The 23,315-nt window shown below is 51.8% G+C and carries 25 protein-coding genes; 15 read left to right on the top strand and 10 right to left on the bottom strand.

The window, feature by feature from the left end; translation table 11 throughout:
• Nucleotides 1–3: 3 nt before the first annotated feature.
• Nucleotides 4–1,017, bottom strand: a complete 1,014-nt coding sequence (locus INT21_RS18180) for an AraC family transcriptional regulator (RefSeq protein ID WP_172420436.1) — start codon at nt 1,015–1,017, stop codon at nt 4–6.
• A 153-nt stretch (nt 1,018–1,170) separates the two neighbouring features.
• Between INT21_RS18180 and INT21_RS18175 the strand changes: the two genes are divergently transcribed.
• A complete protein-coding gene (locus tag INT21_RS18175; protein WP_193060527.1) occupies nt 1,171–3,090 on the top strand; it encodes an ATP-binding cassette domain-containing protein in 1,920 nt (639 codons plus the stop codon).
• A gap of 49 nt (nt 3,091–3,139) precedes the next feature.
• On the opposite strand, the gene INT21_RS18170 is transcribed toward INT21_RS18175, so the two are convergent.
• Complete coding sequence (locus INT21_RS18170; RefSeq protein WP_038483043.1) at nt 3,140–3,592, bottom strand: universal stress protein; 453 nt, start codon at nt 3,590–3,592, stop codon at nt 3,140–3,142.
• Nucleotides 3,593–3,771: 179 nt separating this feature from the next.
• Between INT21_RS18170 and INT21_RS18165 the strand changes: the two genes are divergently transcribed.
• Nucleotides 3,772–4,314: a preprotein translocase subunit YajC gene (locus INT21_RS18165; RefSeq protein ID WP_193060528.1), complete on the top strand. Its 543-nt coding sequence runs from the start codon at nt 3,772–3,774 to the stop codon at nt 4,312–4,314.
• Nucleotides 4,315–4,322: 8 nt separating this feature from the next.
• On the opposite strand, the gene slyA is transcribed toward INT21_RS18165, so the two are convergent.
• Nucleotides 4,323–4,775, bottom strand: coding sequence for a transcriptional regulator SlyA (gene slyA / locus INT21_RS18160; protein ID WP_193060529.1), 453 nt, complete (start codon nt 4,773–4,775; stop codon nt 4,323–4,325).
• A gap of 71 nt (nt 4,776–4,846) precedes the next feature.
• Nucleotides 4,847–6,004 carry a DUF5924 family protein gene (locus INT21_RS18155; protein WP_089037652.1) on the bottom strand — a complete coding sequence of 386 codons (1,158 nt, stop codon included), beginning with the start codon at nt 6,002–6,004 and terminating at the stop codon, nt 4,847–4,849.
• A 271-nt stretch (nt 6,005–6,275) separates the two neighbouring features.
• On the opposite strand from INT21_RS18155, the gene fadB reads away from it, so the two are divergent.
• Nucleotides 6,276–8,450: a fatty acid oxidation complex subunit alpha FadB gene (gene fadB, locus INT21_RS18150; RefSeq protein WP_193060530.1), complete on the top strand. Its 2,175-nt coding sequence runs from the start codon at nt 6,276–6,278 to the stop codon at nt 8,448–8,450.
• 23 nt (nt 8,451–8,473) lie between these two features.
• Nucleotides 8,474–9,652, top strand: a complete 1,179-nt coding sequence (gene fadA, locus INT21_RS18145) for an acetyl-CoA C-acyltransferase FadA (protein ID WP_038483059.1) — start codon at nt 8,474–8,476, stop codon at nt 9,650–9,652.
• 60 nt (nt 9,653–9,712) lie between these two features.
• Here fadA and INT21_RS18140 read toward each other — a convergent pair whose 3' ends face one another.
• Entirely contained in the window at nt 9,713–10,174 is a 462-nt protein-coding gene (locus tag INT21_RS18140; RefSeq protein ID WP_193060531.1) for a flavodoxin family protein, read from the bottom strand.
• An 81-nt stretch (nt 10,175–10,255) separates the two neighbouring features.
• Here INT21_RS18140 and INT21_RS18135 point away from each other — a divergent pair, with 81 nt between their 5' ends.
• The 10 genes from INT21_RS18135 to INT21_RS18090 all read left to right on the top strand — a co-directional run bounded on the left by INT21_RS18135 (nt 10,256) and on the right by INT21_RS18090 (nt 18,863).
• Nucleotides 10,256–10,630 (top strand): thiol-disulfide oxidoreductase DCC family protein, encoded by a 375-nt coding sequence (locus INT21_RS18135; RefSeq protein WP_193060532.1) that lies wholly within the window; start codon nt 10,256–10,258, stop codon nt 10,628–10,630.
• 28 nt (nt 10,631–10,658) lie between these two features.
• Nucleotides 10,659–11,222 carry a hypothetical protein gene (locus tag INT21_RS18130; RefSeq protein ID WP_193068419.1) on the top strand — a complete coding sequence of 188 codons (564 nt, stop codon included), beginning with the start codon at nt 10,659–10,661 and terminating at the stop codon, nt 11,220–11,222.
• A gap of 151 nt (nt 11,223–11,373) precedes the next feature.
• Nucleotides 11,374–11,715, top strand: a complete 342-nt coding sequence (locus tag INT21_RS18125; RefSeq protein WP_193059892.1) for a zinc ribbon domain-containing protein YjdM — start codon at nt 11,374–11,376, stop codon at nt 11,713–11,715.
• A gap of 339 nt (nt 11,716–12,054) precedes the next feature.
• A complete protein-coding gene (locus tag INT21_RS18120; RefSeq protein WP_083002775.1) occupies nt 12,055–12,513 on the top strand; it encodes an SUF system Fe-S cluster assembly regulator in 459 nt (152 codons plus the stop codon).
• Between the two features lie 71 nt (nt 12,514–12,584).
• Nucleotides 12,585–14,027 carry a Fe-S cluster assembly protein SufB gene (sufB, locus tag INT21_RS18115; RefSeq protein WP_089037659.1) on the top strand — a complete coding sequence of 481 codons (1,443 nt, stop codon included), beginning with the start codon at nt 12,585–12,587 and terminating at the stop codon, nt 14,025–14,027.
• A 69-nt stretch (nt 14,028–14,096) separates the two neighbouring features.
• Nucleotides 14,097–14,846, top strand: a complete 750-nt coding sequence (gene sufC, locus INT21_RS18110) for a Fe-S cluster assembly ATPase SufC (RefSeq protein WP_095604620.1) — start codon at nt 14,097–14,099, stop codon at nt 14,844–14,846.
• Nucleotides 14,843–16,183, top strand: coding sequence for a Fe-S cluster assembly protein SufD (sufD, locus tag INT21_RS18105; RefSeq protein WP_193068420.1), 1,341 nt, complete (start codon nt 14,843–14,845; stop codon nt 16,181–16,183). The genes sufC and sufD overlap by 4 nt, the downstream gene beginning before the upstream one ends.
• 30 nt (nt 16,184–16,213) lie before the next feature.
• Nucleotides 16,214–17,479 carry an aminotransferase class V-fold PLP-dependent enzyme gene (locus INT21_RS18100; protein ID WP_193059322.1) on the top strand — a complete coding sequence of 422 codons (1,266 nt, stop codon included), beginning with the start codon at nt 16,214–16,216 and terminating at the stop codon, nt 17,477–17,479.
• A gap of 22 nt (nt 17,480–17,501) precedes the next feature.
• The gene (gene sufT / locus INT21_RS18095; protein WP_193059323.1) at nt 17,502–18,071 is read left to right on the top strand and encodes a putative Fe-S cluster assembly protein SufT; all 570 of its coding nucleotides are present in this window, start codon (nt 17,502–17,504) and stop codon (nt 18,069–18,071) included.
• An 18-nt stretch (nt 18,072–18,089) separates the two neighbouring features.
• Nucleotides 18,090–18,863, top strand: a complete 774-nt coding sequence (locus INT21_RS18090; protein ID WP_226912725.1) for a SanA/YdcF family protein — start codon at nt 18,090–18,092, stop codon at nt 18,861–18,863.
• Between the two features lies 1 nt (nt 18,864).
• Here the strand turns inward: INT21_RS18090 and INT21_RS18085 are convergent, their stop codons facing one another.
• The 4 genes from INT21_RS18085 to INT21_RS18070 all read right to left on the bottom strand — a co-directional run bounded on the left by INT21_RS18085 (nt 18,865) and on the right by INT21_RS18070 (nt 21,910).
• Nucleotides 18,865–19,311: a hypothetical protein gene (locus INT21_RS18085; RefSeq protein WP_089037664.1), complete on the bottom strand. Its 447-nt coding sequence runs from the start codon at nt 19,309–19,311 to the stop codon at nt 18,865–18,867.
• An 87-nt stretch (nt 19,312–19,398) separates the two neighbouring features.
• Complete coding sequence (rimK, locus tag INT21_RS18080; RefSeq protein WP_038483098.1) at nt 19,399–20,307, bottom strand: 30S ribosomal protein S6--L-glutamate ligase; 909 nt, start codon at nt 20,305–20,307, stop codon at nt 19,399–19,401.
• A gap of 40 nt (nt 20,308–20,347) precedes the next feature.
• On the bottom strand, nt 20,348–20,788 hold the full coding sequence (locus tag INT21_RS18075; RefSeq protein WP_009724956.1) for an ATP-dependent zinc protease family protein: 441 nt from the start codon (nt 20,786–20,788) through the stop codon (nt 20,348–20,350).
• Nucleotides 20,789–20,857: 69 nt separating this feature from the next.
• Nucleotides 20,858–21,910 carry a DUF3549 family protein gene (locus tag INT21_RS18070; protein WP_193068421.1) on the bottom strand — a complete coding sequence of 351 codons (1,053 nt, stop codon included), beginning with the start codon at nt 21,908–21,910 and terminating at the stop codon, nt 20,858–20,860.
• 285 nt (nt 21,911–22,195) lie between these two features.
• On the opposite strand from INT21_RS18070, the gene INT21_RS18065 reads away from it, so the two are divergent.
• The gene (locus tag INT21_RS18065) at nt 22,196–22,528 is read left to right on the top strand and encodes a YqcC family protein (RefSeq protein WP_089037666.1); all 333 of its coding nucleotides are present in this window, start codon (nt 22,196–22,198) and stop codon (nt 22,526–22,528) included.
• A 127-nt stretch (nt 22,529–22,655) separates the two neighbouring features.
• Here the strand turns inward: INT21_RS18065 and INT21_RS18060 are convergent, their stop codons facing one another.
• Nucleotides 22,656–23,282, bottom strand: coding sequence for an OmpW/AlkL family protein (locus INT21_RS18060; protein WP_089037667.1), 627 nt, complete (start codon nt 23,280–23,282; stop codon nt 22,656–22,658).
• Nucleotides 23,283–23,315: the final 33 nt, after the last annotated feature.

Genomic DNA, 23,315 nt, shown 5'->3' with positions numbered 1-23,315 from the left:
ACGCTAGCGTTTTATGCCCGCCGTTTGCGCCTTGCGGTAAGCGGCGGGTGAATTCCCCGTCCACTGTTTAAACGCTCGGCTAAGACAAGCCAAGTCTTCAAATCCTAGTTTTTCTGCAATGGCTGTCAGTGGCTGTGTGCTGCGAGTGAGTGCTTGAATAGCATAGTCGCGACGGTATTCGTCTTTAACCGCTTGGAAATGGGTACCTTCAAGTTTCAAGTGTCTTGAGAGTGTGCGCACAGACATATGTAACGCGTCTGCCACATGCTGAACCGTGCATGAGGTGGGTAAGTGGCGGCTAAGATGTTCGCGAACGCGGTGCGTAATCAAACGATCTTCAAAAGAGACGTAGAACCAGTCAGCCGGTGCGCGTTGTAGAAATGCGCCAAGATGCTGTTTGGTTTGACGTATGGGGTGGTTCAGAAACACCTTATCAAAGTAAACAGCTGTTTGCGGTTGATCAAATTTTAGCTTGCCGGGATAGAAGTAGAGATAGTCAGCACTGTGAGCGGGTTGGGCGTAGCCGCACTCCATCAAGATAGGTGGAATTTTGCGTGCGATCATCCAGGAGGCGATACCGTGAAACAGTTTCAACATCAATTCATGAATCAATATGCGACTGCCATGAAGCGGTGCGCGTTCTTCAAGCGCCATCCGAGCAAAGTCGCCTTCAATGGTAAAGTCGTAGCCGAAATCATCTAATAGAATTCGAAAAAACTGCGTATAGCGGTGAAGCGCAACATGCAGCGTAGGCGCATCTAGCAAGCTCAAGCACAGCAGCTTTAGCGTTCCACAGCGTAGCGGCCTGGAGAAAAAGCATGGCGTCTCATCATCTAGCTCAAGGGCGAGGAGACGGTAAAGCTCGGCAAACTGTTCAACAGTGACTCGGCCGTTCGGTGCGCTGAGTAGAAAGGGGGAAATTCCAGCAAGCTCTAGGTAGCGGACAGGGGAATGCTCAGTGGCGGGTAAGCCACACAGTAGTTCGTTCACAAAGTGCATTGAGACAGTAACGGTCACGATGTCAGCCCTAAACGAGTAGCTTGGCGCTACCTTGTTATTATCACGTGATGGTGGGACGTTAGCACGATGTGTCGTTTGGCTCTATAAGGGCTCTCCTTAACGCGAGCGCATGCGTTACACTGTGCGCCTCATGATGAAGGAGGACACTGCGTGACCTTGTTACGACTCGAACAGCTGCAACTCGCTTACGGCACCCAAGTACTGCTTAACCGCGCCGACCTAACGGTTGAAAAAGGCGAGCGGCTGGCGCTGGTCGGGCGCAACGGCACCGGTAAATCAACGCTATTAAAACTAGTCGCGGGCGATATTCATGCCGATGATGGTTCCATTTGGCGTGCGCCGGGCTTGAAGATTGGCGTATTGTCCCAGGAGCTGCCTGAATCCTCAGGCATGACGATTTTTGACATGGTTGCTCAGGGGCTGCCGGAAGCGGGAGAATTGCTTTCTGAATACCAGCACCTGATCAATGATCCAGACCCCGACATGAACCGTATGGCCAAGCTGCAAACCCGCATCGAGGCCATCGACGGCTGGTCTTTCCATCAGAGCATTGACGTTGTACTCACCCGTTTAGGGTTACCCCCTGAAGCTGAAATGAGCGCGCTTTCCGGTGGCTGGCGCCGCCGTGTTGCGTTGGCGCGTGCCTTGGTTTCTGAGCCGGACTTGCTGCTTCTTGACGAGCCTACCAACCATCTCGATCTAGATACGATTGCTTGGTTGGAAGAGCAACTGCTGGCCTTCAACGGCGCGGTATTACTGATTACCCACGACCGTGCTTTTTTATCTAAGCTGGCCACCACGATCCTTGAGCTAGACCGAGGTAAGCTTGGCCGTTATCCCGGTAACTATGCCGAGTATCAAGAGCGTAAGCAGCACGAGCTAGAAGTAGAAGCGCGGGAAAATGCGCTTTTCGATAAAAAACTGGCCCAAGAAGAAGTCTGGATTCGTCAAGGCGTCAAAGCGCGGCGTACACGCAACGAAGGACGTGTGCGGGAGCTTGAGCAGATGCGTTTAGAGCGTAGCCAGCGACGTGAGCGTCAGGGAACTGCCAACCTCAATGTCGACAGCGGCGAGCGTACTGGCAAGCGGGTAGTCGAGCTGAAAGGCGTAACACAGCGCTTTGGCAATGATGTCATTCTACGTGATGTGAATCTTGAAGTGATGCGTGGCGACCGCATTGGTTTCCTTGGTCGCAACGGTGCAGGTAAAACAACGCTGCTGAAAATCTTGCTAGGCGAGCTTGCGCCAACAGAAGGTAGTGTTCAGTTGGGGACCAATTTAAAGGTCGCCTATTTCGATCAATTGCGTGCCGGTCTAGAGCTGGAAAAAACCGTCTACGACAACGTCGCCCAAGGCAGCGATCGGGTAACCGTTGGTGGAAAAGATCGCCACGTAATGAGCTACCTTCAGGATTTTCTATTCACACCTGATCGTGTTCGACAGCCGGTGAAAGCCCTTTCCGGCGGCGAATCCAACCGTCTGTTGTTAGCCAAGTTGTTTACTCAACCTGCCAACGTATTGGTGTTGGATGAGCCTACCAACGACCTGGATATGGAAACCCTGGAGCTGCTTGAAGAGCTGCTGCTGGACTTTGATGGCACGCTGCTCCTGGTCTCTCACGACCGGACATTTATGGATAACGTCGTGACCAGCATGCTGGCTTTTGAAGGCGAGGGGGTTGTGCGTGAATATGTGGGTGGCTACACGGATTGGATTCGCCAAGGAGGTAAACTGCCGCCTGCTCCGTGGGAAGGCGCTGCCCGCCAGAACACTGAACCGACCAGCGTTGCGGTTGAAAAAACGCCAGAGAAACCGGTTGCTGAGCCTGTTAAAAAAACCGTTAAGCTCTCTTACAAAGTGCAGCGGGAGTTAGATGCGCTACCTGCGGAGATTGAGCGCCTTGAGAATGAAGTAGAGGCGTTAGAGCAAGAGATTGGCGACCCCGCTTTCTATCAGCAAGAAGCCAGTGCCGTCACAGCAAAATTGCAAGCGTTAGAGAACGTACAGCAAACGCTTGAAACGGCAATGGAGCGTTGGATGGAGCTTGAGGCGATGGCCAGCGGTGACTGACACCCGCATCAATGAGTAAAGGCACCCAATGGGTGCCTTTCTACATTGGTTACTCGTCGCTCTCTTCACCTTTTTTGCCGACCCGAACGGCCAAAACGTCGCACTGCGCGCCGTGAAGTACGCCGGTAGACGTGGAGCCTAGCAGCAGGGCAAAGCCATGGCGCCCATGCGAGCCAACAACGATCAGGTCGACGTTGTGCTCTTCTGCAAAACGATGAATTTCCGTGTCTGGCATGCCGACAACGACATGTTGATCAGCGGGCTCGACGTGAGGGGCGGCAATTTCAGTCAGCCGTTTCTTCGCGTGATCATCCAGCTGGTCTTGAATGCTGGTGAGATCCATCGGGATGTCACCACCGTAAGCGAAGCCCAATGGCTCAAGGGTATGCATGATCGAAATCTTGGCGTCGTCATTGCGAGCAGCAATCGCGACTGCACGCTCTAAGATTTTATGGGAGTCTTTAGTTAAATCAACGGCTACTAAAATGTGGTGATAGCTCATGGCTTATCTCCTTCGTGATAATTAACAAAGAGAACGCTTTGTTAGATGACCTTTACTTTAGGCTTCAAGTGCCATCTTAACAACGATCTATGTCATGCTTTTTTAAGTTAACCCGATAGTATGACTAATTTTAACATCCATGCTGATGGCCAGTATTTGCAACGAGGAGAAGTGGTTAGATGGAGTGGCTTATTATTATTTTTATATCGCTGTTTGTTATCGCACCGGTAATGTGGCTTAAGCCCAGCCCGCGGCAGAAGCGCCATATGGCGCTGCGTTTGAATGCCGCCAAGAAGCACGGGGTAGTGATCAAGATGGAGAAGCCCCCGTTGCATAATTTTCGAGGCACGATGCCCGCTTATCGGTGGTATTTTTCCCATCACGCGCCAGGGCCTGATTTTGTGTTAGTGCGTGAATCGAACGCAAGTGAAGCGCTGGAGCTTTATCATGCTGGGTGGCGTTGGCGCATTGCACCATTACGGCCATTGCCAGAAATGGCAAGCGCTACTTTGAAAGCCCTGCTAGAGCGCCTTCCACAAGATGCTTTGGTGGTCGAGTCAAACGCGACGGCGTTAACACTATGGTGGTGGGAGTCACAAACTGCAGAGCGTTTTGCTATCTATGGAGAAGATTTTCAGACGCTAAGAAAGGCGCTTAGCGGATTGTCAGACCGCCCTGCTGCAAAGCCGCTAAATGGGGCTGGCGAAACAGCAGGGCACTGATGGACGTCTTATGCCGAGGGACCGTCTTGGTCTCTTAACTGAATCGCCATACCATTGGACTCTATTAGCGCTAGCCACTTGTCTAACTGATCTAGATCACTCTCACTTAGGCCCGCCAGCATCTCTTTGCGTGCCTCCTGGACGACGCTGTCGATTTGTTCAAGTAGCGGCATTGCCGTTGGCGTCAGATAGAGTCGTTTGCTTCGGCGATCATTATCGCAGGCCCGTCGCTCAACCAGTCCTTGCTCCTCAAGTTGTCCAAGGGTTCTAACTAATGAGGGCGCTTCTACGCCAATCACCCTTGCTAAATCACACTGTGGGTTGCCTTCACCTAACTTCCATAAATGGTAAAGCGTCACCCAGCGTGTTTGTGTTAACCCCAAGGGTGCCAGTCTTCGATCAAGAATAGAGCGCCACAAGTGGGGCAGACGTGCAATGCGAAAACCAATTGTTGAAGCCATAGTAAACAGCTACCGAAAAATGTAAGTAGGCGAATTGTCATAAGCTGCGCCGCTGAATGCAAGGCGTTATGTTATTCGTCCGTTGACAGATCGTTTTCAGAATTGTTGTTTCCGGGTATAAAGCGCCGCAAATTTAGCGCACTCAAGCCGCTAGGTTGGATTTTGCTATCCGCTATCGTGGCTTTTTCCAAATCTTCCGAAACAGTAAACCGGATCAGCCCCAGCCGTTGTCCGCTGGCGGTCATAATGTCGATACGCCACTCTCCCGACGGTGCTTCTGGGAAATTTTGCTTATGGCTCCAGGCACGATAGCCCTGCTCCCGTCCACCGTTGATAGCAAGTTCTACTTCATCTAACAATTCGCCGTTGTGGTGCCATGCATGATGAATTGTCTCGCTTAATCCACGCGGTGCCCGAATGGCGGTGTAAACGTAAAGGCCGGTTGAGCGAATTGCGTCTGGCGTAAGCGCCATGGCTCCCTGCGGCTCGCGGCTCTGAATATCTAGCGCTGGAGAAAGTGCACTGTTTGTCATCCATAAGCTGGCAGGAGGTACCCATATTTTGCCGAGCCAGGCCGCATAGGCCAGCACGATAGTGAGCACAAAGAACCCGCACCAGCGCGTTAACGAGCGTTTTTTAAGTAAGTGCCAAAAACTGGGCAGCGCAACCAATATGGTGATCACTAGCGCAAGGATCAAGCTTTGGCCAGTCGTCAGCTGCAGCATGATAGGCAGAATAACCAGTACCACTAAAAAGACACATTGGGCATGAAAGATAAAATAGAGGCTTCGCCAGCGCCCAGCGAGTTTGTAATAGAGCGGATCTATAATCGACAGTATTGCCATTGCGATCACTAACAGCGCAAATAGTGTCTGCCCGCTGTTCCACACGGTTGTAACCAGGATAAATGGCAACGTAAAGAAAAGTGTTTCCTGGTGAATCATTTGGGCGATAAAGGTAGTAACACCGCGGGGCAAGGTGGGATGGCCGCGTTTAGCAAGCCAGCGCCCGATGAGGCTCTCAGAAAGCAATAGCAGCCAGGCAAAAAGAAGTCCCAGCGCTAATACCGCTCCTAGCCACTGTTGGCGGTCCACCAGAAAAAAACTACCTAGCCCGGCGCCAAACGCGATAGGTGGCCACAGCCAGCTCCAGGGTTTTAAGCGTTCGACGGTACGTTCAACCCGTGCTTGTAGTGCCGTAATACGGGCGGGAGTAAAGAAACTACCCATGGCGTTGTTGGCTCATAAATGAAAACAGCATGATCGTTGGATTCGTCGGCAAAGTCGATGCGTTGCCTATCCTGTCTATAAAAAGCGCAAAAAATGTGGGCCTGCTGTAAGTTGATTTGTGTAAGTGCACTTGAGAGATAAGCGCATTAGCCAAAAGTCAGGGCTTGACGTTCCTCATTATCTCAACCAAGCTTACGCAATCAAACGACCGTATGAAATGCGTGGCAGGTCCGATTAATGGTGCCAGCCCGAACTTGTGGAGAGAGCGCGGATGATCTATCAAGGCAATGCCATCACGGTGGAGCGTCGTGACACCCAAGGTGGCAATGACATCGCTAAGCTCACTTTCGATCTGAAAGATGAGTCCGTTAATAAGCTATCCAGTGCTGTTGTGGCAGAGTTGGGCGAAGCAGTAAAAGCGCTTCAAGCTGAAAGCGGCCTACAGGGGTTGATGATTAGCAGCGGCAAAGATGCGTTTATTGTCGGCGCTGACATCACCGAATTTCACAGCCTTTTTGACAAAGGCGAAGAGTATCTCGTTGAGATGAACCTTAAGGTTCACGACATCTTTAATGCGATTGAAGACCTGCCTTTTCCAACCGTGACGGCCATTAATGGCTTGGCACTGGGTGGCGGCTGCGAAGTACTGTTGACGACTGATTTCCGAGTAATGAGCGAGAAAGCCAAAATTGGCTTGCCTGAAACCAAGCTAGGCATTCTGCCAGGTTGGGGGGGATGTGTACGTTTACCCCGCTTGATTGGTGCGGATAACGCCATTGAGTGGATTGCTGGCGGCACTGAAAATCGTGCTAACGCAGCACTTAAAGTCGGCGCAGTCGATGCTGTCGTTACTCACGAGCTGCTTGAAGAAGCCGCGTTGGACATTCTAGACCGTGCCAATGCCGGCGAGTTAGATTACCAGGCGCGCCGTGAAGAGAAGAAAGCACCGCTTAATCTCAATGCCATTGAGCAAATGATGGCATTTGAAACCGCCAAAGGGTTTGTCGCTGGCAAGGCTGGCCCTCACTATCCCGCGCCGGTAGCGTCGATTAAGGTGATTCAGAAAGGCGCTGGCGAGACGCGTGCCCGCGCCCAGGCGATTGAAGCAAAAGCATTTGCCAAGCTAGCACTCAGCAGTGTTGCCTTTAACTTGGTTGGCTTGTTCCTTAACGACCAAGTCGTGAAGAAAAAAGGGAGCAAATACGAGAAGCAGTCGCAGCCCGTTAAGCAGACAGCTGTGCTGGGCGCTGGCATTATGGGTGGTGGTATCGCCTATCAGAGCGCCAGCAAAGGCACGCCCATCATAATGAAAGATATTAACGATGAGGCGATTGAGCTGGGTCTGAAAGAGGCGCGTAAGCTATTTGCTAAGCAGGTAGAGCGTAAAAAGCTGACGACTGAGCAGATGGCTGAAAAGCTAACCAACATTCGCCCCACGCTTTCCTACGGTGATTTCGGCAATGTTGATCTAGTAGTTGAAGCTGTCGTTGAAAATCCCAAGGTCAAAGGCGCCGTGCTGACCGAAGTGGAAGGCATGGTGAGCGAAAACACCATCCTTACTTCTAACACCTCGACGATCTCTATCAATCGCTTAGCCAAAAACCTTAAGCGTCCAGAAAACTTCTGCGGCATGCACTTTTTTAACCCTGTGCATCGTATGCCGCTGGTGGAAGTGATTCGTGGCGAGAAGACGTCAGATGCAGCGGTGGCCGCCACAGTTGCCTACGCTCGTGCAATGGGCAAAACCCCGATTGTTGTGAATGACTGCCCCGGCTTTTTGGTCAACCGCGTACTGTTCCCCTATTTCGGTGGCTTTAGCTTCCTGGTAGAGCAGGGCGCTGATTTCCAACGCGTTGACAAAGTGATGGAAAAATTTGGCTGGCCCATGGGTCCTGCTTACCTGTTGGACGTAGTGGGTCTAGATACAGCGGTACACGCTAACGAAGTGATGGCGGAAGGCTTCCCGGATCGCATGGCGCGTGACGGCAAAACCGCGATTCAGGTGATGTACGACAATAAGCGTCTGGGCCAGAAGAACGATAAAGGCTTCTATGCCTATGAAGAAGATAAGAAAGGCAAACCTAAGAAAGTTACCGACGAGCAAGCCTACGCGCTGGTGAAAGACGTCGTGAAAGAGCAGAAAGAGTTTTCTGATGAAGACATTATCGCTCGCATGATGGTACCGCTGTGTCTGGAAACTGTTCGTTGCCTTGAAGATGGCATCGTGGAAACTCCCGCTGAAGCCGATATGGCATTAATCTACGGCATCGGCTTCCCTCCCTTCCGCGGTGGCGCACTGCGCTACATTGACGCGATGGGTGTTGCCGAATTCGTGAAGCTAGCCGAAAACCTTGCGGAAGAGTTAGGCCCGCTTTACGCGCCCACTGAGAAGCTGCGTCAGATGGCTCAAAATAACGAGCAATTTTATGCTGGCTCTCAGGCCTAACCACCACGCAAAGGAGATATAAGATGAGTTTGAACCCAAGAGATATCGTGGTGGTTGACGGTGTACGTACCGCCATGGCGAAAGCTAAAAATGGTGCATTCCGCAATGTGCGCGCTGAGAACCTGTCAGCAGCCGTCATGCAGGCGCTGTTTGATCGTAACGCGAATTTAGACCCGTCCGAAGTGGACGATGTTATCTGGGGCTGTGTTAACCAGACGCTCGAGCAGTCCATGAATATTGCGCGTAATGCGGCAATCATGACCGGTATTCCGCGCTCGGTGCCTGCGCAAACGGTTAACCGTCTGTGTGGCTCCTCGATGACGGCACTGCATATTGCGGCGGCCAACATTAAAGCAGGCATGGGCGACTTTTACGTGATTGGTGGGGTAGAGCACATGGAGCACGTGCCCATGGCTCACGGTGTTGATGTTAACCCCGCTGCCAGTAAATACGCCGCAAAAGCCGCCATGATGATGGGGCTGACCGCTGAACTGCTGGGCAAAATGCACGGTATTTCTCGTGAAGACCAGGATAAGTTTGGCGTGCGTTCCCATCAGCGTGCCCAGGCCGCGATGGAAAAAGGCTACTTCGATAACGAAATCATTGGTGTTGAAGGCCACGATCAGCGCGGTTTTAAAATTCTGTTCAAGAACGATGAAGTGATTCGTCCTGAGGCCAGTATCGAGTCAATGGCCAGCCTCAAGCCGGTATTTGATCCTCGCAACGGTACCGTTACTGCGGGCACGTCATCTGCATTGTCGGTAGGGGCTTCGGCAATGGCTGTTATGAGCTACGAGCGCGCTCAGGCGCTGGGGCTTGAGCCGATTGCAAAAGTGCTTTCAACAGGTGTTGCAGGCTGTGATGCCTCTATCATGGGTTACGGCCCAGTGCCTGCGTCTAAAAAAGCGCTGAAAGCCGCTGGCTTGTCGGCAGCCGATATTCAAACGGTTGAGCTTAACGAAGCGTTCGCTGCACAAGGTCTGCCCGTTTTGAAAGATCTAGGCTTCCTAGATGCCATGGATGAAAAAGTAAACCTCAACGGTGGTGCCATTGCGCTAGGCCACCCGCTAGGCTGTTCGGGCTCGCGTATCTGTACGACGCTGCTTAACGTTATGCAGCAGCGCGATACTACCCTCGGCCTTGCCACTATGTGTATCGGCATGGGGCAAGGGGTTGCGACGGTGTTTGAACGACTCAAATAAACACAGCGTTTACCCACAAAACGGCACCCATGCGGTGCCGTTTTTGCGTTCAGAGCGGCATTAAAATAAACCGTTATCCAGTCCCGCTGCCATGTAAAGGCCTAGCTCTTCTACTTGGTCGGCAAAAGTGTCCTGCCATTGACCACGTAACGTTAGTGGTTCCTGAACCCAGCGCCAACGTAGTCCTGTCACAATGCTTTCTACTGCACGCCGGGTGCCGGTGCCGTCGTGTCCAGCGCGAATATAGAGCGCGCATGGAAGCCCTTGTTTCTCTTCCAATATGCTGTAGTAGCTGCGATCAAAAAAATCCTTAAGTGCACCGCTCATGTAGCCCAGGTTTTCTGTCGTGCCCAGCAAGATGCCATCGCAGGCGCGAATATCATCAGGACCAGCCTCGAAAGGCGTTTTTACTATGCAGGCAACCTGCTCAACAACGTCTTGGCTTGCGCCTCGCTGGGCGGCATCACGCAGAGTGCGTGTATTAACTGATGGAGCATGGGCAACGATTAATAGCTGTTTCATTGTAGTGCCCCTGTTAACTGGAAATTTGCGTAGTAAGCGCAAAGTGTCACACTGCTAAGTACGACTACGATGAGAGCCTATATGCCTGATAATGCCTCTATCAATGTTTTCTACGATGCTGTTTGCCCTGTTTGTCGGAAGGATCGACGTCTTTTTGAGCGTTGGGCTGGCAAGCATGGCAACGGGATTAACTGGTGTGATGTGACTGAGCATCAGCAACGATTGCGTGAAAAAGGGGTAACACCAGAAACTGCTTTACGCTCGCTGCATATCGAAAAAGCTGATGGCACGCTTATCGAAGGTATTAATGCCTACCGTTTGCTGATGATGCGTATTCCTCTGCTTGTGCCAATCGCATGGCTTATTGGCCTGCCAGGGATCAAAAAAGCATTACGCTGGTATTATGATCGCTGGGTGAGAAAGCGCCTAAAGCGGGAAGGGCGTTGGTCTGAATAAGTATGGATATTGATATAGGGAATTTATCATGAAGCAGCGTCTTCAATGGTTAGCGCCAGCATTCGCAATGTTTACTATGTTAGCGGGATGCGCTGGTCAGTCAACTTCCTCTCAAGCACCTGATGCTGCCGTTGCTCAGAAGGTTTCACCTGGCGTGGCTCAGGTATCTTCAGGAGCGGCGCAGCCAGGTTACGTAACTAACCGCCAAGTAACCGACTGGGTGCCGCCGCTATTAACCAGCCCTGAAGAGAAGGCGGCCTACTATGTTAGCCGATTGGCAGACAGGCGGTTTGTCTCGCAGTACGGCGGACAAGACAATCCCCGAACTTGGTATATTGCGGCAGAGCGGTTAGGAGAAATCGGCCTGCCCGCTGTGCCTTTGCTGTTTGCGCGACTCAATACAACCGATGACTATGAGTTGATGTTAGCCCTGTATGCGCTTCAGCTTGCCACCCAGGATCCGCTATTGATGGCAAGAACTCGAGGTGACTATATACAGTTGCCCACCGTGTTAGATGCGACGGCAAATGCTGAAAATGTGCGCATCGCGCGTCACTGGTGGCAGCAGCATTCAGCACAGCTAGGTGAGTAGTAATGCGCTGTATTGATAGCGCAAATTGGCGTATCCAACTGGAGTATTGTGCTCAAGCCGTGTAGGCTCCATCGCTTTCTAAGTTCTGTGAATGACTAAGTTCTGTGTATGACTAAGTCCTGTGTATTAGCCTGATGCGTTGGAGCCTATCATGAGTGATCTACCCAATTGTCCTGCCTGTGCCTCTGAGTTTACCTACGATGATGGGATTCAGTATGTCTGCCCGGAATGCGGCAACGAATGGTCAAAAGTAGCAGAAGAGGGCGCTGAAGCGGCTGGCTCTGGTATTCGTGATGCTAACGGCAATATGCTGGCAGATGGTGACAGCGTCACTGTCATTAAAGACCTCAAGGTCAAAGGCAGTTCGCTAGTGGTTAAGGTAGGCACTAAGGTTAAAAATATTCGTTTAGTCGATGGTGATCACGATATTGATTGCAAGGTCGACGGTATTGGGCCCATGAAGCTTAAGTCAGAGTTCGTCAAAAAAGCCTAGTACGCAAAGACATAGTACTTAAAGACATAGTACTTAAAGGCATAGTACTTAAAGGCATAGTACTTAAAGGCATAGTACTTAAAGGCATAGCGCCTTCACCACAAGGTGCTGCTCTTTTAAAAAAACCTGCGAAATCCTCGCAGGTTTTTTTCGTTTAACGCGTCGATAGCTTTTTCAAATGATAATGATTGTTGTTTTTGATGCTATCAGAGCCGAACGTGCTGTTATTTTGCACAAATTGATAACGATTTTGCTCTAGGGCTTCACATCAAATTTATACAGGACTAAAATGGTACCCATTAACGGGTAAGCCAACTGTAACGGCGAATGGGAGTCAACATGCTCAAGCTTTCTCGGCTGACAGATTATGCCGCTGTCGTGATGGCGCAAATTGCTCGCCATCCACAGGCGTCGCATGCGGCGGCTGATTTAGCAGATGCAGTGCAGCTACCACATCCCACTGTTAGTAAGACGCTCAAGATGCTGGTGAAAGCCGGCCTTCTGGAGTCACAACGCGGTGTCCAGGGTGGTTATCGTCTGGCGCGACCAGCGTCACACATTACGGCTGCCGATATTATTGCCGCTATTGAAGGGCCGGTGGCAATGACCGAGTGTAGCCAAGCGGAGGGTGAGTGCGACCTGGCGGCTACCTGCGGTGTCGCTGATAACTGGCAGCGAGTCTCACTGGCGATTCGCACGTTACTGGAAAGCGTTACGCTGGCGCACTTGGCCGATACGACGCCAATCAAGCTGCCCGTACAGTTACCGATTCAAAGCATTAGCCTGGCATCTGCTTAGGCAATGCAACATAGACTAACCCTATTGACGGCGAGCTAGGCTCGCCACCCAACTGCCCGGAGGGTATCACCATGGCAAGCGAAGAAATGGAACAGTTGGTTCGTCGCGAATACAAAGATGGTTTTATAACCGATATTGAAAGCGACACCCTGCCACCTGGCCTTGATGAAAACACCATTGCCTTTATCTCTAATAAGAAAGGCGAGCCGGAATGGATGCTGGAGTGGCGCCTAGATGCATACCGTCAGTGGTTGAAGATGAAAGAGCCGTCCTGGGCGCATCTTGATTATCCGCCCATTGATTATCAATCGATCTCTTATTTCAGTGCGCCCAAGCGCCCGGAAGATCGCCCTCAGAGCCTGGATGAAGTTGATCCTAAGCTTCTCGAAACATATGAAAAGCTTGGTATTCCTTTGCATGAGCGTGCAGCGCTTGCCGGTGTGGCCGTCGACGCTGTATTTGACTCTGTTTCCGTGGCAACCACGTTTAAAAAACAGCTAGGCGAAGCGGGCGTTATTTTCTGCTCGATTTCTGAAGCAATTCGCGATTACCCAGACCTTATCAAACAGTATCTCGGTACAGTTGTTCCGGTGGCTGATAACTACTTTGCCGCACTAAACTCGGCTGTATTTACCGATGGGTCGTTTGTGTTTGTTCCTGAAGGCGTGACGTGCCCTATGGAACTGTCGACCTACTTCCGGATTAATGCGGCTAACACCGGCCAGTTCGAGCGCACCCTGATTATCTGCGAGAGCCGTGCTCAGGTGTCTTACTTGGAAGGTTGTACGGCGCCAATGCGTGATGAAAACCAGCTTCACGCGGCAGTCGTAGAGCTCGTTGCGCTGGATGATGCCTACATTAAGTATTCCACCGTTCAGAACTGGTATCCCGGTGATGAGAACGGCAAAGGCGGGATTTACAACTTCGTTACCAAACGTGGCGATTGTCGCGGTGAGCGTTCGCGCATCAGTTGGACACAGGTAGAAACCGGTTCGGCGATCACCTGGAAATATCCTTCTTGTGTTTTGCGTGGCAAAGACAGTATCGGTGAGTTCTACTCCGTAGCGGTGACTAATGGCCGTCAGCAAGCGGATACTGGCACCAAAATGATTCACATTGGCGAAGGTACCCGTTCCTATATTGTTGCCAAAGGCATTTCGGCAGGTAAGAGCGATCAATCTTACCGTGGCTTGGTCAAAATTGGCCCTCGTGCCAAAGGGGCACGTAATTTCACTCAGTGTGATTCGTTGTTAATTGGCGACAAGTGCGGTGCCCATACCTTTCCTTATCAAGAAATTGGCAACAGCACCGCCACAATTGAGCACGAAGCCACCACGTCGAAGATCGGTGAAGATCAGCTGTTCTACTGCCAAAGCCGTGGGATTTCTGAAGAAGATGCGGTCAGCATGATTGTTAACGGCTTCTGTAAAGACGTTTTCCAAGAGCTGCCGATGGAATTCGCGGTAGAAGCCGAAGCGCTTCTAAGTGTGACGCTTGAAGGCGCAGTGGGTTAACCACTTCGGCCCCGACTTATTTTATGGGAGACGCGCAAGCGTCCCGCAAGAATTTAAAAGGTTATGACTATGTTGCAAGTTAAAGATTTACACGTCACCGTCGACGGCAAAGAAATTTTGAAAGGTTTAACGCTCACCATCAATGCAGGTGAAGTGCATGCCATTATGGGCCCGAACGGCGCGGGTAAATCCACATTGTCGGCAGTGATTGCCGGTAAAGATGGCTACGAAGTGACCCAGGGTAGCGTTACCTTTGAGGGGCAGGACGTGCTGGAAATGGAAATTGAAGAGCGCGCTCAAGCGGGCTTGCTACTAGGTTTCCAATACCCAGTGGAAATTCCAGGGGTGAAAAATATCTATCTGCTCAAGTCGGCGCTTAATGCACAGCGTGTCGCACGTGGTGAAGCAGAAATGCCCGCTCCTGAGTTTATGAAGCTCGTCAAAGAGAAGCTGGGCTTTATGAAGATGGATGCCAGTTTCCTGCAGCGTGCCGTCAATGAAGGTTTCTCTGGCGGTGAGAAAAAGCGCAACGAAATTCTTCAGATGCTGGTGCTTCAGCCAAAGCTGGCCATGCTTGATGAAATTGACTCTGGTCTCGATATCGACGCGATGAAAGTCGTTGCCGATGGCGTTAACAGCCTGCGGGCTGAAGAGCGAGCCATTCTGCTGGTCACTCACTATCAGCGCCTGCTTGACTATATCGTACCGGATAAAGTGCACGTCTTAGTCGACGGTCGTATTGTGAAGAGCGGCGACGCTGAGCTTGCTAAAGAGCTGGAAGCCAACGGCTATGAAGGCATTGAGGAGTCTGTGGCATGAGCGATACGCAAACGTTTTTGGACACGCTGAAAGCGCGTAGCCAACAGCGCGGAGTTGAGCCAACTTGGATCGCGGCCCGCCGCCAAGCGGGAGCTGCCCGCTTTGAAGCCATGGGGTTTCCAGCTCGCCGCGATGAAGAGTGGAAATATACTGACGTACGTACGATTGCCCAGGGCAACTTTGCGCTGGCTGAGACTGCGGACTTTTCCCAGGCACAAGCAGCCGCGCTTACGCTGCCGTTGGATGCGTACCGACTGACCTTCGTGGATGGTGTTTTCTCAGCCGCATTGTCGGACTTAGAAGCACTGCCGAGTAGCGTTCAGGTAATGCCGCTTTCCAAAGCGCTGAGTGATAACCATGAAGCTGTGGGTGGGCCGCTGGGGCGCTTAACGGGAGTAGATTTCTCCCCGTTCGCCGCGCTCAACACCGCGTTTATGGAAGAGGGTGCTGTGGTGCGCATTGCACCGGGTAGCGTGGTGGAAAAACCCATCCTACTGCAGTTTCTGTCCCGCGCGGGCACGCCAGTAATGTGCCATCCGCGTATTTTGGTTGAAGCAGCAGGGCGCAGTGAAGCAACGTTAATTGAGCACTATATCGGTGAAGCCGATGCGGCCAACTTCACCAACGTGGTTGCAGAGCTGATGCTGGATCGCGGTGCGATTCTGAATCACTACAAATTGCAAGAAGCGCCCTTAGGTGATCTGCATGTCGCCAGTATTCATGTCGAACAGGGCCGAGACAGCCGTTACAGCTCCTACAATCTGAATTTGGGCGGTGCGCTGGTACGCAACGACCTGATTAGTGATTTAAACGGCCAAGGCGCAGAAACCAACTTCTATGGCCTGTTCTTTGGTCAGGGTCGCCAGCACGTGGATAACCACACCAAGGTTAATCACAATGCGCCGCTGACGTTCTCGAACGAGAACTACAAAGGCATTTTGGATGACCGTGCCCACGGCGTGTTTAACGGTAAAGTGTACGTTAAGCGCGATAGCCAGAAGATCGAAGGTTTCCAAAGTAACCAAAACTTATTGCTTTCCGATCGCGCGCATATCGATGCCAAGCCTGAGCTTGAAACTTATGCTGATGACGTGAAATGTTCTCATGGCACCACCACGGGGCAGTTGGATGAAGACGCGATCTACGCGTTGCGTACCCGCGGCATCGACAAAGCGACAGCGCGAGGCTTGTTAACACTTGCATTTGCTGGCGAGGTGCTTGAACAGGTCGCGCTAGATGTGATTGCTGAGCGGGTAGAGTTGGCGGTAGCGGGCAAGCTGCCGGAACGCTTCAATCTCGCTGGATTGGTAGAAGCAGCGGCTGCGCTCAACGACTAACGCACTCAACGACTAGCCAAGGAGTCATCGATGCCCCATAGCGTGATTGAGAAACCCTCCGTGCTCGCCCCTGCAGCGTTTGATGTTGAGGCGCTGCGCAACGACTTCCCGATACTAAAACGGGAAGTGCACGGAAAGCCGTTGGTATATCTAGATAATGCCGCGACAAGCCAAACGCCCCAGCAGGTTATTGACGTATTCAGCGACTATTACTCGCGCTATAACGCCAATATCCACCGGGGGCTGCACACCTTGTCAGATGAGGCGACAGCAGCGTTTGAAGCCACACGGCATCGCGTTAAGGCGTTTCTCAATGCGGAAGATGCACGCCAGATTATCTTCACGCGGGGCACGACTGAAGCAATCAATCTAGTGGTTCAAAGTTGGGGGCGCTCCCAGCTGGCTGCGGGCGATGAAGTGCTAATTTCAATGTTGGAGCATCACTCCAATATTGTCCCTTGGCAGCTATTGGCGGCTGAGATCGGCTTTACCATTAAAGTCATTCCCGTTGAGGCTAATGGGGCGCTAGACATGACGGCGTACCGCGCGCTGCTCAATGAGCGCACTAAACTAGTGGCAGTCAATCATGTCTCTAATGCGTTGGGCACCATTAACCCAGTGAAAGAGATGGCAGCGCTTGCCCATCAGCACGGTGCGCTTATCCTGGTCGATGGTGCTCAGGCAACACCGCACCAGCAGGTTGATGTTCAGGATATTGATGCTGATTTCTATGCGTTCTCTGGGCATAAAATTTATGGCCCTACTGGGGTTGGCGTGCTGTACGGTAAGCAGACCTTATTAGAAGCGATGCCGCCTTGGCAGGGTGGTGGCGAGATGATTAAAACGGTCTCTTTTGACGTCGGCACCACCTTTGCGGCGCTTCCGCATAAATTCGAGGCTGGCACTCCCGCGATTGCGGAGGTGATTGCTTTGGGGCGCGCTATTGAGTGGCTAGAAGGCGTAGGCGTGGAGGCGATTGGTGCTTGGGAAGCCGTACTGCTGGAACATGCCACTGCAGAGGTGAGCCAGATAGATGGCTTGCGCATACTTGGCACAGCGCCGCATAAAGCTGGCGTGCTGTCGTTTGTGGTCGAAGGCGCCCATTCCCAGGACATTGGGCTGCTGATTGATCAGCTAGGCGTCGCTATTCGTACTGGGCATCACTGCGCGCAACCATTGCTACATCATTTTGGCGTAGATGCCACGTGTCGTGCATCATTTGCGGCGTATAATACGCTTCAAGAGATAGATACGTTTGTTGCAGCGCTAAAGCGTGTGATTGGAATGGTACGTTAAAGGCCGTCATTTAAGGACCGTTATGGATATTGAGCAAGTGGCCAGCCTTGAACGTGGTCAAAAACTGCCGCTTCAGCGTGATGTTGACGCCATTGCTATTCCGTTTGGCAAAACGGAGACACTGGCCGAAGACAGCGTTGTCAGCGTGATGCAAGCGAAGGGCAGCTCGGTAAGTGTTGGCTATGAAGGGCGGCTTTATCTTATTGAAGGGCGTAATTTGGATGCCTTGGGGCTCGAGCCATTGCCTCGCCCAACGCTGCCTGAAAGTGCCAGCGATGAAGAAATTGAACAGTTTGTCTGGGAGCAGTTGCGTACCTGCTTCGATCCCGAAATACCGGTTAATATTGTTGATCTAGGGTTGGTCTATGGTTGCCGTCTTGAGCGCTTGATCAGTGGCGAGCGGATGGTCACTATTCGTATGACGCTGACCGCACCAGGCTGTGGAATGGGCGATGTCATTGCGGCGGATGCGCGAAATAAAATCCTAGGTGCGCCTCAGATTAACAAGGTGCATACTGAAATTGTCTTCAGCCCGCCCTGGAGCCGTGACATGATGAGCGACGAAGCCAAGCTTGAGCTCGGCATGTTTTAACCCCTGATGGGGAGCTGGATGCACAGCTTGCTATTACGTTACATAAAACGTTTTTTGATGTCGCTAGGAGCACTTATGCTGCTGGCGACATTGCTGTTTATAGTTGGTAATTTTTGGGTGGTTGCTAGTACGGCACGCTATATTGATGACAGCTTTGCGGAGTGCCGCCCAACCGATGTGGCGATCGTATTTGGGACCTCTAACTGGACACGCAGCGGCTTTCGCAACCCACACTTTAACGCCCGTATGCGAACCTCAGCGCGCCTGATTGCCGATCAGCGGGTCAGTCATTTATTGATCTCTGGGGATAATCGTACTCAAGCCTATAACGAGCCTCGCGCCATGTGGCGTGATCTTTATCGTCGCGGTGTGCCAGCAGACCAGCTCACCATGGATTTTGCTGGGTTCAGTACCTATGACACGCTTGCGCGCGCTAGAGATGTCTTTCAGTTAGATAAGGCGTTGCTGGTTACTCAGAGCTGGCATCTTCCCCGTGCGGTTTTTATTGGTCGCGCATTAGGAATGGATGTAACTGGCTGTGTGGCGGAAGAGAAATCTGCTGCCGGGGAGTGGCGGTTGAAAATGCGCGAATGGGTGGCGCGGGTCGCTACGTTAGGTGATCTATATATTTGGGGAAGAGAGCCTTACTTTCTAGGCTCTCCAGAACCTATCGAATTAAACGCTAGTAGCAACGTCGGCGAAGTGTCTCGCCTCCCTGTTGGCCTTGATATTTACCACTACTTTGTGAGGTCGGCGGAGACGTCACATGAGCAGGCGGCGGGTGATCAATAGGCTAGCGATGCGTTTTGCGCTTTTGTAAGCTATACAATTCGCGTATTAGCTTGCGGCAACCTTGCATGCACTCTTCCACTACCGGCTCAATGGGGTCGGGCAGGGGGTGAGTGAATAGCGTTGAAAGGGCCTGCATCAGTACGCGCTCTTGTTCCAACAGCTCATTGATTAATACCTGACTATCGTTGCCCACAAAGCTTTTTAAACGGCTCCATAGCCATAAAAAGTCGTCACGCTCAACGTCAGCATCTCGAGGCAGCATTTTTAAGTGCGCACGGGCCAGTTCCTGAAGTTTACGCATCTGGTTTAACCGCTCGGTATAGTGCGGTTTCAGTGCATCACGCAGCGTGGGTCTCAGGCGTTCAATATTATCCTGGAAATAATCAATGCTATCGGCCAGCGCTTCCAGCACGCTGTCCATCGCCACTTGGCGATTGTCGAGAAACATGAGCGTCTACCTCCTTCGGTGACGCAGATTGTGGGGGTGGCAGCGCTAATTTGCCACCCCTAATGCGGATTATTTTTGCATTAAGCCTTAGCCTTTAGGCTTGGGTGGCGCTTTACGCACTGGCATGGCATTTTTTTCGATGTGTTCGATGATCATGCTGGCGATATCTTTGCCTGTTGCATTCTCAATACCTTGTAATCCAGGTGATGAGTTGACCTCCATAATCACCGGCCCGTGGTTAGAGCGCAGTAAGTCGACACCTGCAACGCGCAGTCCCATGGCTTTTGCCGCTCGAATGGCCGTTGAGCGCTCTTCGGGGGTAATGCGGATGACGCTGGCGGTGCCCCCACGATGCAGGTTTGAACGGAATTCACCTTCGGCTGCCTGACGCTTCATCGACGCAACCACTTTATCGCCAATCACCAGACAGCGAATATCGGCACCGCGCGCCTCTTTAATGTACTCCTGCACCATGATGTTGGTTTTCATGCCCATAAACGCTTGAATAACCGACTCAGCTGCCTGGTTGGTTTCAGCAAGTACAACACCGATACCTTGCGTTCCTTCCAGTAGCTTGATGACCAGCGGAGCACCTTTGACCATGGTAATCAGGTCAGGAATGTCATCAGGAGAGTGGGCGAACCCCGTGATGGGAAGGCCCAACCCCTTTCTAGAGAGAAGCTGTAGCGAGCGCAGCTTATCCCGTGAACGAGTGATGGCTACTGAATCATTTATAACGTAGGTGCCCATCATTTCAAATTGGCGCAGTACGGCGCAGCCATAAAAGGTAACCGATGCCCCTATGCGAGGAATGACGGCATCGAAGGGCTCGATTTCAGCGCCTTTATAATGAATCGACGGATGGTGGGAGGCGATGCTCATATAGCAGCGCAGCGTGTCGACCACGCGAGCGGTGTGTCCACGCTGCTCGGCGGCCTCAATAAGGCGGCGAGTAGAATATAGATTGCGATTGCGCGAAAGCAGGGCAATATGCATGCAGGGCTCCGGGGCCAAAAAATATGGCTAATAAGTTAGTTTAAGGCTCGCCGTGCAAAAATGCAGCCCCAGGGGCTATAAGCAAGCGTCGCATAGCGCGGCGCCCAAGCAGCATGGGATGGCGCATATTGCTACGGTCAGTCAGGGTTAGTTCAACCGGAAAATTTAGTTCACCCAATTGCATCGGGGTGCGAATCACATAACGCCACTCGCTGTGCCCATTAGAGCTGGTAACGCGCCGCCGGTCGTGCAAGTGGAGCTGGTAGCGGTGGGCAGGCGTTTGCGGGCCACCGCTATGGGTAATAAAACTTACCCACAGCTGCCCATCCTCATCTTCATGAGTGTCAATCTCTTCGGCATGCAAAGCAGAGGTGCGCGCGCCAGTATCGGCTTTGCAGCAAAGGTGAAGCCCTAATTCAGGTAACGTCACCATTTCACGGCGGCCGATGACTGCTTTGGCCTGATAGGGTAATTCCTTCACGGCATACTCCTGGCAAATGAAGGTTTGTCATCAAGAAATGAGTCGATCTAGCGTCTCATAAATAAATAGCTAGCTTCTAGCTTGGTTAATCAACGCACTTAGCCTTAGCTGAATCGCGGAGTCAGGCGGCGCGTCGCGTAGTGTCAGCATAACCAATAGGCGAAGTCTGGGAATCAGTGCAAGGTCACGTACGACTGCATTAAAATTAGTGCGTTTGTCTTCTGCTAAACGCTGTAAAAGCAACGGTAAACGTTCAGCGTCTTCTAACAATAACCACCCGCGGCCAGCAATGGCTGCGATAATATCTGGGCCGCAAGCAATGGGGTCAGTTAAGAGGCTTGAGTACCATTTGCCGACACTAACTGACGGAGTACAGCCCACGGCGCGCACGCAGGCGCACAGGGTTTCTACGTCACCATCAATGGCTGCCTGCTCTCCACGCGCCCGTAAGGCACTGACCAGCGGCTCTGCAAGAGGCCTATGCTCCAGGCAATAGCACAGCGAGTGAGCGACACTAGTGGGCAACTGGGGAAGGCGCAGCGCTAGCGCTTCTGATGTGGGTAAGTCGAGGCGTACCACATAATCAGCGATGCCTTGTAACCCCAGTGCTTGCCAGTCAATGGTCTGCTGGCCGCTAAGATAGGCCTCGACAGGCTCTAAGTGTTGGCTAGCGGCAAGCTCTAATGCATAACTGGCCTGAGCATTAAGCATTGCTTGAAAAGTAATATCAGGCGAAAAAGCGAGCGGATTATCCTTCATTAGATGATCCACGTCAGCAGTTTCTGCCTGGCCTAGCGGTTTATTTTCTAGCTGCGCAGCATTTCTCCCAAGGGTTTCGAGCAAGCGATTAATAAAACCGTCTCGTTGGGCGGGGGAGAGCTTGCCTTGTTCGTCTAGCGGCAGCGCCAAAAACCAGATGGCTGGTTCAGGCATGTCACCCATACGAAATACTACGCCAAGGCGTGCCTGCTGTTGCCAGGGTTCCGGCCAGGCTATCTCGCCATTTTCGAATGCACGCAGCGTTTCTCGTGGGCAGTCCGTTACTCGTCGTCCCATATGGTAGAGGGAAACGTCCGCGCCGCTACGTGTAAAAAACTCATCAAGTGTCTGGATTGGTTGCATGACATCCTTCCGCATTTCAAGCCTGCACTCTACCTTGCTGATGTGTCACTGTCAGCCGCAAACGCTGATTAATCCGTGCTTTATTATCAAAATGGTTAAAAATTGCACAACATGGTGTAACCCGCATGAGAGTAACAGTAGCGACATCTTTCCATAGTTTATCCACAGCCTCTTGCAGGTTTTCTGTGAATCTGTGAATAACACACAAACTCTGTCAGACGGTTGGCAACTTACCCACAGTGCTGGGATAATAAAGCTTTACTGATTCAAATGGAAAAGGTGCTTATGAGCGTCCATCAACAGCTTCAAACCGCGCTTCTTGAGCTTGAAGCCACTATGAAGGCCGCTAACTTATGGCGTATGCCAACGCCTGATATTTCAGCATTTAATAGTCAGCAACCCTTCTGTATCGACACGATGTCGCTGCCTCAGTGGATTCGATTTGTTTTTATCGCTCGATTAAATGCACTGATTGATGCCCAGGCCGCTATGCCTGCCAAGTGCGATGTAGCGCCGGCAGTGGCTGCATATCTAATGCAGGAAAAAGTTCGTGCCAGTGACCAGCTACTGGTTGTTCGAGCCGTTGAAAAGATAGATCAGCTAGTTACCGAAAACTAGGTCGCGCTACTACGAGAAGCTGAAGCCTAGTGTGATGAGGGTATCAGCAAAGACAATGCCCAGCACCGCAAGCAGCGGGACTGGGCATTTTTCATGCGATTATGGCGCTAGCACAGCTGTAGCGGTGTTAGAAACGATAGCTTAAGCCTGCCATAACCACTAAGGGATCAATCTCTACCGTGCCTGCAGCGGCACCGTTAACGGTCGCGTCAGTATCGATGTCGATATACCACGCGGCTGCGTTAAGTGCCCAGTTTTCATCGATAAGCAAATCGATACCCACTTGAGCAGCGGCACCCCAGGAGTCGTCCAGCTCCAGTTCGCCTATGGCTAGCTCTTCATCAGAGAAAAAGGTGTAGTTAATACCTGCGCCGACATAAGGCTGTACGCGCGCATCAGTGCCACCTAGCGGGTAGTACTGGAGCGTTAGAGTTGGTGGAAGGTGCTTGGTAGAGGCAAGATTATCACCGTTCAGGGCGATATCGTGCTCAAACGGTAGGGCTGCCAGTAATTCGATGCCCATTTTGTCGTGGAAGCGGTAGCCCAGGGTAAATGCGAAATCGGTTTTATCCTGAACATCAACCGCGAACGCGCCTCCGGCTAATGAACCGTTGTCGCTTTTTGGCTCCACTTTGGCAACACCCACGCGAGTAAAGAAATCGCCAGCGCCGTAAGCTAAAACTTGGCCGCTTGCCATCAATGTGGCTGCTGCAAGTCCAGTGGTGAGCAGTGTTGAAAGAGAGTTATGGCGCATAGCATTGCTCCTGACCATTAATGTGAGTCTTTG

Source organism: Halomonas sp. 3F2F (assembly GCF_014897805.1).
Lineage (GTDB): Bacteria > Pseudomonadota > Gammaproteobacteria > Pseudomonadales > Halomonadaceae > Vreelandella.
This window is presented reverse-complemented; position numbering and strand designations above follow the sequence as displayed.